At 64.3% G+C, this 12,164-nt stretch carries 10 protein-coding genes; 6 read left to right on the top strand and 4 right to left on the bottom strand.

The window, feature by feature from the left end; all coding sequences use genetic code 11:
* The first annotated feature begins 207 nt into the window (after window positions 1-207).
* The 3 genes from A4R29_RS20980 (at window position 208) to A4R29_RS20970 (ending at window position 3,930) form a co-directional block, all read left to right on the top strand.
* Window positions 208-1,227 (top strand): isopenicillin N synthase family dioxygenase, encoded by a 1,020-nt coding sequence (locus A4R29_RS20980; protein ID WP_063172792.1) that lies wholly within the window; start codon window positions 208-210, stop codon window positions 1,225-1,227.
* 335 nt (window positions 1,228-1,562) lie between these two features.
* A complete protein-coding gene (locus A4R29_RS20975) occupies window positions 1,563-2,885 on the top strand; it encodes an LLM class flavin-dependent oxidoreductase (RefSeq protein WP_063172791.1) in 1,323 nt (440 codons plus the stop codon).
* Window positions 2,886-2,910: 25 nt separating this feature from the next.
* Window positions 2,911-3,930, top strand: coding sequence for an NADP-dependent oxidoreductase (locus tag A4R29_RS20970; RefSeq protein ID WP_063172790.1), 1,020 nt, complete (start codon window positions 2,911-2,913; stop codon window positions 3,928-3,930).
* 186 nt (window positions 3,931-4,116) lie between these two features.
* Here the strand turns inward: A4R29_RS20970 and A4R29_RS20965 are convergent, their stop codons facing one another.
* Genes A4R29_RS20965 through A4R29_RS20950 form a run of 4 tightly spaced genes read right to left on the bottom strand, consistent with a single transcriptional unit; the run spans window position 4,117 to window position 7,785 of the window.
* On the bottom strand, window positions 4,117-4,884 hold the full coding sequence (locus A4R29_RS20965; RefSeq protein WP_024502302.1) for an N-formylglutamate amidohydrolase: 768 nt from the start codon (window positions 4,882-4,884) through the stop codon (window positions 4,117-4,119).
* Window positions 4,884-6,206 carry a type I glutamate--ammonia ligase gene (locus tag A4R29_RS20960; protein WP_063172789.1) on the bottom strand — a complete coding sequence of 441 codons (1,323 nt, stop codon included), beginning with the start codon at window positions 6,204-6,206 and terminating at the stop codon, window positions 4,884-4,886. The genes A4R29_RS20965 and A4R29_RS20960 overlap by 1 nt, the downstream gene beginning before the upstream one ends.
* Window positions 6,203-6,850 carry a cysteine hydrolase family protein gene (locus tag A4R29_RS20955; RefSeq protein ID WP_063172788.1) on the bottom strand — a complete coding sequence of 216 codons (648 nt, stop codon included), beginning with the start codon at window positions 6,848-6,850 and terminating at the stop codon, window positions 6,203-6,205. The genes A4R29_RS20960 and A4R29_RS20955 overlap by 4 nt, the downstream gene beginning before the upstream one ends.
* Entirely contained in the window at window positions 6,847-7,785 is a 939-nt protein-coding gene (locus A4R29_RS20950; protein ID WP_063172787.1) for a MurR/RpiR family transcriptional regulator, read from the bottom strand. Before A4R29_RS20950 ends, A4R29_RS20955 begins: the two co-directional genes overlap by 4 nt.
* A 145-nt stretch (window positions 7,786-7,930) precedes the next feature.
* Here A4R29_RS20950 and A4R29_RS20945 point away from each other — a divergent pair, with 145 nt between their 5' ends.
* The 3 genes from A4R29_RS20945 to A4R29_RS20935 are packed head-to-tail and all read left to right on the top strand — an operon-like array spanning window position 7,931 to window position 12,161.
* Window positions 7,931-9,097: an NAD(P)/FAD-dependent oxidoreductase gene (locus tag A4R29_RS20945; protein WP_063172786.1), complete on the top strand. Its 1,167-nt coding sequence runs from the start codon at window positions 7,931-7,933 to the stop codon at window positions 9,095-9,097.
* Window positions 9,097-10,953, top strand: coding sequence for a branched-chain amino acid ABC transporter ATP-binding protein/permease (locus A4R29_RS20940; RefSeq protein WP_063172785.1), 1,857 nt, complete (start codon window positions 9,097-9,099; stop codon window positions 10,951-10,953). The genes A4R29_RS20945 and A4R29_RS20940 overlap by 1 nt, the downstream gene beginning before the upstream one ends.
* 41 nt (window positions 10,954-10,994) lie before the next feature.
* On the top strand, window positions 10,995-12,161 hold the full coding sequence (locus tag A4R29_RS20935) for an ABC transporter substrate-binding protein (RefSeq protein WP_063172784.1): 1,167 nt from the start codon (window positions 10,995-10,997) through the stop codon (window positions 12,159-12,161).
* The last annotated feature ends 3 nt before the right edge of the window (window positions 12,162-12,164 follow it).

Genomic DNA, 12,164 nt, shown 5'->3' with positions numbered 1-12,164 from the left:
GCGGGTAAAGCACTTGTCGGGAAATTATTTGCCGACAGGTCATAATATGCAGCGCTGACGTTCTTCCATCCGGCCCGGATTGGACTTCCTGTTGCTTTGATCGGCACGCCTTGCGTGTCACTTTGAGATGCATTCATGCTCGAAGCTCTTGCCGGTGGTCGCTTCTACTTCTCCTAAGCCAGGGCAGAGAAAAGAAGGAAGCTGACCATGCCCAGAATTGTGCCGGTGCTTGACCTGAGCCGCCTCGAACAAGGTGCGTCCGAGTATCGTACCTTTCTCCTGGACCTGCGTACGGCAGCCCGGGACGTTGGCTTCTTCTATCTCAGCGGCCACGGAATTTCCGCCCCGGAGATCGACGACGTGCTCGATGCCTCGCGACGGTTCTTCGCGTTGCCGGAGGCCGACAAGCTGGCCATCGAAATGGTCAAATCCCAGCAGTTTCGCGGCTACACCCGCGCCGGCGGCGAACTGACCAAGGGCGCGGCCGACTGGCGTGAGCAACTCGACATCGGCGTCGAGCGCCAGCCCATAGCGCAGGAACCTGGAATTGCACCGTGGACACGGCTGCAGGGGCCGAACCAGTGGCCGTCTGCACTGCCGGAGCTCAAGCCGGCACTGCTTGCATGGCAGGCCAAGGCGACCGCGGTGGCCATTCGGCTGCTGAAAGCCTTCGCACTATCGCTCGATCAGCCCGAGGACGCCTTCGACGCGATCTATCGGGACTCGCCCAACCATCGCATGAAGATCGTCCGTTATCCCGGCCGTGACGCGACCGAAGGCGACCAGGGCGTCGGCGCGCACAAGGATGGCGGTTTCCTCACCCTGCTGCTGCAGGACGACAACAAGGGCCTGCAGGTCGAATATGACGGAAGCTGGGTGAATGTGGATCCGCTCCCTGGAACGCTGGTCGTCAACATTGGCGAACTGCTCGAACTGGCATCGAATGGGTATTTGCGTGCCACCGTTCACCGCGTCGTGACGCCGCCTGCCGGCGTCGAGCGGATCTCCGTTCCCTTCTTCTTCAGTGCGCGGCTGGACGCGACCATACCGCTTCTGACCCTGCCCGAGGAATTGGCGGCCGAAGCGCGCGGGCCGGCAAGCGATCCGGACAATCCGTTGTTCCGCGATGTCGGCACCAATGTGCTCAAAAGCCGACTGCGTTCACATCCCGACGTGGCGCGCCGCCACTATGCCGATCTTCTCCAGGCCGGAGCGGCGGGCTCGTGAGCTCAGCTCTGCACGAATTTTCGCCGTTTCATATGTTTTTTGGAATGCCATTCGTCGCCAAGGCTTCGAGATAGGCGCAAAAAGGTAAAATCGTTTAGCGGTTTCCTCCCATTCCGCTGGACGGTGTTCCCCTCTGAAGGTTCAAACCTTCTTTTGGCCGGGCCGCATTCGAGCCCGGCCATTTTTTGTCCTGGTCCCGGACAGCGCAAAACCTATGCTGCAAAAGGCCGGCGTGGAGGAACAGGATATCTTCCCGAGTTGCGCGGACCGTCCGATCCTGAGTTTAGGATTCGAGCGCTAGTGCTCGACTGTATCGATCGGTCGAAACGACTTTCATGACACAAAAACAATTGCACCTCGGCGCCTTCATGCGCCCCGTCAGCCTGCATACCGGCGCCTGGCGCTATCCGGGCGCCTATGCCGACGCCAATTTCAATTTCGCGCATCTGAAGCGCTTCGCCCAGACCTTGGAGGCGGCGAAGTTCGACGCCTTCTTCATGGCCGACCATCTGGCCGTTCTCAACATGCCGATCGAGGCGCTGCGGCGCAGCCACACGGTCACCTCGTTCGAGCCGTTCACGCTTTTGTCGGCGCTCGCCGCCGTCACCGACCATATCGGGCTGGTCGCCACCGCATCGACGACGTTCGACGCGCCCTATCATGTTGCCCGCCGCTTCGCCTCGCTCGACCATATCAGCGGCGGACGCGCCGGCTGGAACATCGTCACCACGTCCAATCCGGATGCGGCGCTCAATTTCGGCCTCGACGAGCATGTCGAGCATGACGAGCGCTACCGGCGGGCCCGGGAATTCTACGATGTCGTCACCGGCCTGTGGGACAGCTTTGCCGACGATGCCTTCATCCGCGACGCCGAAAGCGGGTTCTATTTCGACCCGGCCAGGCTGCATGTGCTCGACCACAAGGGTGAGCATCTCTCGGTGCGCGGCCCACTCAACATCGCGCGGCCAATCCAGGGCTGGCCGGTCATCGTGCAGGCCGGCGCCTCGGAGGCAGGACGCCAACTGGCGGCGGAGACAGCGGAGGTCATTTTCGCCGCCCATGCCGATCTCGCGGCGGGGCAGCGCTTCTTCGCCGACGTCAAAGGCCGTGCGGAAAGGCTTGGCCGGTCGCGTGACGACATCAAGATCCTGCCCGGCGCCTTTGTCGTTGTCGGCGACAGCATCGAGGACGCGCAGGCCAGGCGGGCGAAGCTCGACAGTCTCGTCTACTACGAGAGCGGCATCGCCTCGCTGTCGATCGCCATCGGACATGACGCGTCCGGTTTTGATCCCGACGCGCCCTTGCCCGAAATCCCCGAGACCAATGCCTCGAAGAGTGGCCGCGAGCGCGTCATCGAACTGGCACGCGAGGAGAACCTGACCGTCAGGCAGCTTGCGCAAAGGCTGGGCGGCTATTCCGGCCTTGCTTTTGTCGGCACGCCTGAAACAATCGCCGACGAGATGGAGGAATGGCTGATCGGCGAGGGTTCCGACGGGTTCAACATCATGTTTCCATACCTGCCCGCCGGGCTCGATGATTTTGCCGAGAAGGTGGTGCCGGAATTGCAACGGCGAGGGATCTTCAGGCGGCAATATGAAGGGTCGACACTGCGCGAGAATCTCGGCCTGAAGCGTCCGCCCAACCGGTTTTTCGAGTAGAGCCTTCTTCGCAGGGAGATTTTCGATGTCGATCCAGTCCAACACCCGCATCGTGCTCGCGGCGCGGCCACAAGGCCGGCCAAAGCCGGATGATTTCCGCATCGAGACGGTTGATGTCGTCCAGCCGGGAGAGGGCGAACTGCTGCTGCAGATCCTCTATCTGTCGCTCGATCCCTATATGCGCGGGCGCATGAACGCTACGAAATCCTATGCCAGGCCCGTCGATGTCGACGGCGTGATGGAAGGCGGTACCGTTGCGCGCGTCGTGATCTCTCGCCACCCGGAATTTACCGAAGGGGATATCGTGTTGTCCCATTCCGGCTGGCAGAGTTTTGCCTTGTCCGACGGTGTCGGGCTGCGCAAGCTGGATCCCGCTGCGGCACCCATCACTACGGCGCTTGGCGTGCTCGGCATGCCGGGCTTCACGGCCTATGCCGGTCTGCTCACCATCGGGCAGCCGAAGCCTGGCGAGACGGTCGTCGTGGCGGCCGCCAGCGGCGCGGTCGGGTCGGCCGTTGGCCAGATCGCGCGCATCAAGGGCGCGCGTGCCGTCGGCATTGCCGGCGGTGCCGACAAGTGCGCCTTCGTGCGAGACGAACTCGGCTTCGATGCGGTCGTCGATCACCGTGCCGATGATTTTGCCGAGCAGTTGAAGGCAGCCTGCCCCGGTGGCATCGACATCTATTTCGAGAATGTCGGTGGTCCTGTCTGGGACGCGGTGTTTCCGCTGCTGAACGAATTTGCGCGTGTGCCGGTCTGCGGGCTGATGGCGCAGTACAACGTCATCGCGGATGCCGGCGTCGACCGGTTGCCGGTATTGATGCAGCAAGTGCTGCACCGCAGCCTGACGATCAGGGGGTTTATCCAGCGTGAATTTGTCGACCAGCGCCCGGCCTTCTATCGTGAGATGGCCGAATGGATATCGTCCGGCCGCGTCCGCTACAGGGAAGATATCGTCGATGGCATCGAAAATGCACCACAGGCCTTTCTCGGCCTTCTCGATGGCAAGAATTTCGGCAAGCTGATCGTGCGTATCGCGGAATAAATGCCGCGCAACGATCAGGCGGGGCTGCTTGGGTAATTTCTGCCGCAGCCGTGGCCGCGGGGCGTGATTGCCAGCAGCCGCCGATCAGCCGGTTGCCCCGGCTGCCGATGACGCTGAGCGGCGAGAAACGCAACTTGCCGATCTGGGCGATGGTCGCGGCGTCGCGCTCGCGCAGGCTTGGATTGCTCACGGCACGGTTTCTGTCTCGAGTGCCGGCAGTGCCGCCGCCAGCCGGTCCGCCCATTCCTCGATGCCGGACCGTGTCGACAAAAGATCCTGCCGGATCTCGACGAGGACGGCGGCGATGCCGCGATCGTCGCCATGAATGGGCACGGCGTAGTCGGCGTCGCGGCTGATCACATAGGGCACGTTGGCCGCGACATTGAGCGCCGCATCGGTGCGCAGGCCCGAAAGGATCGCTTCGGCGAGACCTCTTGCTTGGTCATGCAGCACGCCGGCATGCCAGGGCCTGCTGACGCCGAGGAAGACCGGCGTGAAAGAATGGATCGTCACGATCCGCGTCTGCCGGCCTGCTTGTGCCCGGCGGTCGAGATAAGCGGTCACCCGGTCATGGAACGGCGAAAAGATGATCTCGGCGCGCCGGGTCCGCTCCGCCGCATCGATGCCGACATTCCCGGGAATGTCGGTGTCTTCCGACAGTACCGGAATGCTGCCTGGCGTGCCCAGTGGCCGGTTGAGGTCGATCAGCAGCCGCGAATAGCCGCTGAGGAAGGCCGGAGCATCGAGCTTCGACGACAGCAGGCGGGTCACTTCGGCGGCGCCGATATCCCAGGCGATGTGGCGCTGCAGATGGTGGGCATCGAGGCCAAGCTGTCGATACTCGACCGGCATGTGGTTGGACGCATGCTCGCACAACAGCACGATATCGGAACGGCCGTGCTCGTTGAGGGCCTCGACGGCCTCGGGCCAATCTTTTTTTGTCACTGCGGTCATCAATAGAGCGTCCGGTAGAGATCGCAGATGGAGGCCGGATCGAGACCGGCAAGACGCTCGGCTTCATGTCGCTTGAGGCCGACGAAGGTTTCGATGAAGACGGGCGCGAACCATCCCGTCACGGTGCCGTCGGCCAGCAGCGCGTCCAGTGCCGCGGGCAGGGTTTCGGGCAGGCGCACCAGACCGAGACTTGCCCGCTCCGCCTCGCTCATCAGTGTCGGGTCGCCGGTGACCAAAGGTGGCGACGGCAGGCCCGCCTTCAGCCCTTCCAGCCCGGCGCGGATGATCGCCGCCAGCGACAGATAGGGATTGCCGGTGGCGTCGGCGGCCCGGTATTCGATGTTGTATTGCCGCGCCGGATCCCGTCCGCCGATCGTCACCGTCGGGCAGATGCGCAGCGACGCCTCGCGGTCGCGGTCGGCAAGCCAGGTGTAGGAAGAACTCCAGCTGTGCGGCTTCAGCCGGTAGAAGGACGACACGCTCGACGCCGTCATGGCGGTCATCCCAGGCAGATGGCGCAGCACGCCGGCACAGAAGGCGCCCGCTTTGGCGGAAAGGCCGCCCGCCAGTGCCGGATCGTAAGTCATCGGCTTGCCGGCCTCGTCGACGAAGCTGAAATGGATGTGGACGCCGTTGCCAACGGCGGTTGGCGCTGTCTTGGGGGCGAAGCTAGCACGCCAGCCGGCATTGCGCGCCAACTCGCGCGTGATTTCGCGGATGGCGACGGCGCGGTCGGCCGCCGTCAGCGCGTCCGCCGGCTCGTGCGTCACCTCGAACTGCTCGTCGCCGAATTCGGCGATGACCACCTCGGGTACGACGCCGGCTTCCTCGAGCGCCGCCATCAGATTGGGCGCGAAAGGGTCGGCGCGGCGCAGTGCGGCGAAAGACATTGAATGCGCCTGTGCGAAGCCGCCGTCGGCGACGTTGAATTCATGCTCGAAGGCGGCGATGACCGACAGGCCGGTTGCGGCTTTCAAATCGGCCAGCGCGTCTTTGAGCATCGTGCGGGTGCAGCCGAGCCATGAGCTGCCGTCGAGCTCGACGATGTCGCCGGCGACCATGTCGAATGGCGTTGCCGATCCGGTGCGTGTCGTGCGAAAGCGCGCCTCGAGATCGGGGATCAGCCGCAGGTCGCCCGACGAGCCCCAGGGGTTGGGATCGACGATCGAGTTGAACGGTGTCAGCGACAGATTGGCCTGCAGCCAACCGACGCCGGTCGTGGCGGTCTTCTGCAACTTGCTTTCGGCAACGAAACGGCCCCGCGTGACGGCGGAGAGATCCGTGGTGACGACGGCAACCAGAGGCTCGACAGTCGATGTCATGCCGGTTTTCCCAAAGCGTTGAAGCGGTCGACGACCGTGTCGGTGTCGGCCACCCAGCAGTAGCCGCCGAAGGCCTTGAGCGCGATGTCGTGGCGTTCCTGGGTGATGGTGGCGCAGGCATCCGATACGCAGGTGACAAGATAGCCGCGGTCGGCGCCGTCGCGCACCGCCATGTCGACGCATTGATCGGTCAGCACGCCGACCACGACGAGATAGCGGATGCCGAGGTTCTTGAGGAGATAGTCGACATTGGTCGAATTGAAGATGCCCGACGACGTCTTCGGCAGCATGATCTCGTCGCCAACCGGCGCCAGCGATGCCACCGGCAGTCCTTCGGGGAGACTGGGCGCAACATGGATCGGTGTCAGCTTGTGGTCGAGCGAGCGCTCACGGCCGTCTTCGGTCAGGCTCTGGATGATGGTGTGCAGCACCTCGACGCCATTGGCCCGCGCCGCCGCCAGCAGGCGCTCCTGGTTGGGGATCGTCTGCGAGGATGTCTGCCGGTAAAAATAATGATCGCGGCCACGTTCCGGATGTGACGGATCGGCGCCCGGCTCCAGCCAGATGCGCTGCATGTCGACGAGCAGCAGTGCCGTTTCGCCGGCACGGAAGGCTTCGTCTCGTTTGGGTAGGGCCTGGGTCATGCTTTGTCGTCCTGCTTTGCTGATTTGGGTCCCGGTGTCTTGCGGGGGCCGGGTGTCTTGCGCGCACCGTTCTCTTGCGGTTCGCTGTCGAGCGTCACGGCATTGGCATGCCGCACCTTTTCGAGTCGTTCGATGCGGGCGCGGGCCTCGTCGCCCAGCGTCGAAACGATATGGGCGACCAACGCTTCCATCTGTGCGATCGCCGGCGCCAGCGTGTCGTAAGGTGAGGCGACTTCGAGCGGGCTGACGATGGTGACTTCGGCGAGATCTGATATCGGCGACAGCCATTGGTCGGTGAACAGGAGGATGCGCACATCGAGCGCCGCCGCCTGTTTTGCATAGGCCATCACATCGAGTTGGTAGCGGCGGTAGTCGAAGACGACGAGCACGTCGCGCCGGCCGAGGTCGGCCAGCGTGTCGAAGATCTGCGGAGAGAGCACGCCGAGATCGCGAACCCCGGAGCGGAACTGCACGAGATAGCCGGCCAGCATGCCGGCGATGTGGCGGCTGAACCGGCCGCCAACCATCACGATCTCGCCCTTGGCCTCCATCAGCAAGCGGGCCGCCCGCTCGTAAGTCTGGACGGGTGTCGCGGCGGTGGCTTTCTGCAAGGCCGTGGTGACGCTATCGAGATAGGCCAGCACGGCGCTGTCGTTGGAACCGCTCTGCCGCTTGGCCTCCATCATCAGCAGCGGCGAGTGCAGTCTTGCCTCGACTTCGGCCAGAAGCCTCGCCTGGAAATCCGGAAACCCTTCATAGCCGAGCTTCATCACCAGCCGCACCACGGTTGGATCGCTGACGCCAGCGCGCCGGGCGAGCGATGAGGCGGTACCGAGGCCGGAGGTCGGATAGTCCGTCAACAGCAGTCGGACGATCTTCTCCTCCGACGGCGTCAGCGCAAGATCCCCGCGCATCAGAACATCGCGTATCGCCATGGGCCTCCCCGGAATCCGTGTTCTCTTGTTTTGTCGAGTTTATTACAGAGATTTAAATCTCGGTCAACAATGAAGAGATGTTGACATTGCGCGATCGCTGGCCCTACCTTGTCGAAAAGCAGCCAAGAGACTGTGGGGAACAGCCATGCGAAATGGAAGCGACGTCATCGTCGTCGGTGCCGGTATTGTCGGATCGAGCGCGGCCTATGATCTGGCCAAAGCCGGTGTGAAGGTCACGCTGGTCGAGAAGACCCATCCCGCCGGCGGCCCGTCGGGCAAATCGTCGGCGCTGCTGCACGCCTTCTACCTGATGCCGGAACTGTCGCAGCTATCCATCCGTGGCCGAGAGATCCTGGTGTCGCTGCCCGAAGTCGCGGGCGAAGGATCCTTTGTCACCGAAATCGGCATGATGTGGGTCTGCGGCAACGACAACAAGGCGAGCTGGACGTCGGCAGCCGAACGCATCCGCGCCGAGGGCGCGCGCATCGAGATATTGTCGCCGCAGGCCTTTGCCGATGCCGCACCGGGCTTTGCCCTGGACAATGTCGCGCTGGCGTTGTGGGAACCCGAGTATGGCTATGCCGATGCCTTCGGCGCCACCAATGCTATTGCCCGTGCCGCCCGCGCCAGTGGTGCCAGGATCATGCAGAACACGTTGGTCGAGAGCCTCCAGCGGCAGGGCGACCGCATCACGGGCGTCATCTTGACCGATGGAACGATGCTGGAGGCCGATACGGTCGTCCTGGCCGCCGGGCCGTGGACGCGCCGGCTGCTGGCGACAGTGGGCCTCGATCTGCCGCTGCATGTCGAGCGCCATCCGATGGCCGTACTCGACGCTGCCGGCAAGGCAAGGCAGGTCATGCCGTTCGCCTGGTGCGACGACATTTCCTGCAACTATGCGCGGCCAGACAATGACGGCGTCATCCTCGCCGGGACCTGGGCCGGCGGCGGCACCGGCCTGCGCCACGAACATGCGGGCCGTCCACGCTTCGTCGAAAATCCCGATGATTACATGGAAGGTGTCGAGGAGCAGGAATCGGTCGAGATCCTGGAGACCTTCGCCAGCCGCGTGCCGGCCATGGCCGAGCTTGGCATCCGGCCGGGCTATGCTGGTCTCTACGACATGAGCCCCGACGATCTGCCGGTCATCGGCGCCATGCCTGATGTCGAAGGGCTGGTCGTTTCGGCGGGGTCTTCCGGCCACGGCTTCAAGACCGGGCCGGCAGTCGGCGAGGCGGTGGCCAGGCTGGTCACCCAAGGCGCGCAACCGATCCTGGCCCCGTTTTCACCCGATCGCTTCAGGGCCGCGTGATGGCGTCGGTGACGACGAGCGAGAGCAAGAGTTCCGGCTTCATGCCCGCCGCGTTCCGCAACGCCACGGCCGATGCCCTGTGCATGGTCGCGGTGCTGTTGCTGGTGGCGCTTGCCGCCTTCATCTTCGGCGGCGCCGCCATGCAACGCGTCGTCACCTATGCCGCGATCATGCTGACGGCGGTGCTCGGCCTGCAGATATTCTCCGGCAACAGCGGCATCGTCTCGTTCGGCCAGGCGGCCTTTGTCGGCCTCGGCGCCTATGCGACAGGCATCCTCACCATGCCGACGGCACTGCAGCGAACGGCGCTGCGCGACCTGCCGCAATTCCTCGCCGGCCATCAACTCTCCTTCGTCGCAGCGCTGGCCATCGTCCTGGCTCTGGCGGTCGTCGTCGGCCTGCTGACCGGTGCGCCGCTGCTAAGGCTTTCCGGATCGAGCGCCTCGATCGCCACGCTGGCCATGCTGATCATCGTCTACACGCTGCTGGTCGCCGGGCGCGAGATCACCCGCGGCAGCCAGCCTTTCTACGGCGTGCCGCGTGAGGTCGGGCTGTGGACCGCTGCCGCAGTCGCTTCGGTGGCGCTGGTGGCGGCGAGGCTGTTTCGCGAAACCTCTTTCGGCCTTGCCAGCCGAGCCGCCGCCAATGACGAGCGTGGTGCGGCCGCCGTCGGCGTCGACCAACGCACGGCGCGTCTGGCCGCCTGGGTGGCGGGTGTCGTCGCCGCCATGGCTGCCGGCGCCATGATGGCGCAGTTTCTGGGTGCGTTCTCGCCACGCGATTTCTATTTCGACCTGGGCTTCACCATGCTTGCCATGCTGATCGTCGGCGGCATGACCTCGTCGCTCGGCGCTTTCGCCGGCGTCATCGTCACCATCGTTTTGGTCGAAGTGGTGCGCCGCTTCGAAGGCGGCGGCGAAGTGCTCGGCCTGCATCTGCCTGTCCTGTTCGGCTTGACCCAGGGCGTGCTTGCCATCGCCATGATCCTGGTCATCTGGCGACGCCCGACCGGCCTGTTCGGCGAGCGTGAACTGAACCTGCTGCGCCGGCCCGGACGCCAGGCCGTGACGGCTTCGGCGGCACCTCCGCAGCGTGTCGAGAGTGACCGGCTCTCCGCCGAGCGTCTGTCGCGCCGCTATGCCGGCGTCGTCGCCGTCGACGACGTCAGCCTGAACTTCGAGACCGACAGCATCACCGGCATCATCGGCCCCAATGGCGCCGGCAAGACGACGCTGCTCAACATGCTGGCCGGTGATGTCAAGCCAAGTGCCGGTACTGTGTCGGTGGGTGGCGCGGTGCGGCAGGCTTCTGCCTTCCGCTTCGCGCGCTCCGGCGTTGCCCGCACCTTCCAGAACATCCGCGTCTTCCCGCACATGACGGTGCTGGAAAACGTCGTCGTCGCCGCACGCCAGGTAGAGCCTGATCTCGTCCATGCCGAGGCGGCGGCAATGGGTGAACTTGCGCGCATGGGGCTGGAGAGATTTGCCGATCAGCCGGCCGCCAGGCTTGCCTATGGCCAGCGACGCCGGTTGGAAGTGGCACGTGCGCTGGCGTTGAAGCCGCGCTTCCTGCTGCTCGACGAGCCAGCCGCCGGAATGAACGCCGTCGAGACCGCCGAACTGGTTTCCATCCTCTCGACAGTCCGCATCGAGCGCCGCATCGGCGTCGTCCTGATCGAGCACGACATGCGGCTGGTGATGAACCTGTGCGAACGCATTGTCGTCATCGATCATGGCCGCGTCATCGCCGACGGTACGCCGGGCGACGTTCAGAAGAACCCCGCCGTGATCGCAGCCTATCTCGGCAGCCGCATGGCGCGCGCCAAGACCGCAACGCCTGAAAACCAGACCGCATAGACCGCAACGACCAACGACAAAAATCCAGAAGGAGAACCGACATGCCAAGCCTCTATCGCCTCCATCGCGCCGCCTTCTGCGCTGCCGTGTTCGGCATCGCCACCATTTCGACGGCCAGCGCCGAGGAGATCATCATCGGTGCCGCGACCGCGCAGACAGGCGGTCTTGCCCCTTACGACCAGCCGGCACTTGCCGGCCTGCGCATGTCGCTCGACGAACTCAACGCCAAGGGCGGGTTCGGCGGCAAATACACCGTCAAGCTGCTGATCAAGGACACCCGCTCCGACACCGCGCAGACCGCCACGGTCGCGCAGGAGCTGATCGATGCCGGCGCCAAGATCATGATCACGCCGTGCGATGCCGATCCCTCGATTTCCGCCGGCCAGCTGACCCAGCCTCTCGGCATTCCGACCCTGACGCTGTGCGGCTCCGCCCCGGTGCTCACCGGCGCGGTCGGCGATGTCATGTTCGGCACCTATCCCGCCGACAATGTACAGGCGACGGCGGTTGCCGACTTCGCCCTCTCCGAAGGCAAGAAGAAGGTGTTCCTGCTGACCTCGCCGGACTCCACCTACACCGCCAATCTGCCGGAATATTTCGGCAAGGTGTTCGAGAAGAAGGGCGGCACCATTGTCGGCCGCGGCACTTTCAGCATGGGCCAGCCCGACTTTTCCGCCGAGATCACCAACATCAAGGGCTTGGCCGATAAGCCCGACCTGATCATGACGGCGGCCTATGAGCCCGATTTCCCAGCCTTCATCCAGCAATTGCGCGGCGCCGGCGTCACCATCCCGGTCTATGGAGCCGATGCCATCGGTACGCCGACCATCAAGGCGCTCGGCAAATTGGTCGACGGCGTCGTCTACACCGCGGCCGGCTATGCCGAGCCGGGCAGCAAGCTCGAAGCCTTCAACGCCGCCTTCACCAAATATGCCGGCCATGCGCCGGAATCGACCTATGAGGTCAATGGCTACGAGATCGGCCTGATCCTCGACCAGGCGGTCAAGACGGCCGGCTCCGACGACCCGAAGGCGATCCGCGACGCCATCGCCGGCCTCAAGGATTTCGAGGGCATCACCGGCAAGATCACCTATGCCGGCACGGACCGCATGCCGCTGCGGCCAGTGGCGCTGATGCGCTACGAGGGCGGCGAAGGCAAGCATGTCGAGACCCTGATCCCCGAAGCCGCCGACGTTCCGGCGCCGTGATGT

The sequence above is a fragment of the Mesorhizobium ciceri biovar biserrulae genome (assembly GCF_001618845.1).
Taxonomy (GTDB): Bacteria; Pseudomonadota; Alphaproteobacteria; order Rhizobiales; family Rhizobiaceae; genus Mesorhizobium; species Mesorhizobium ciceri.
The sequence above is the reverse complement of the archived record's forward strand: the minus strand, read 5'-3'. Positions and strand labels throughout refer to the sequence as shown.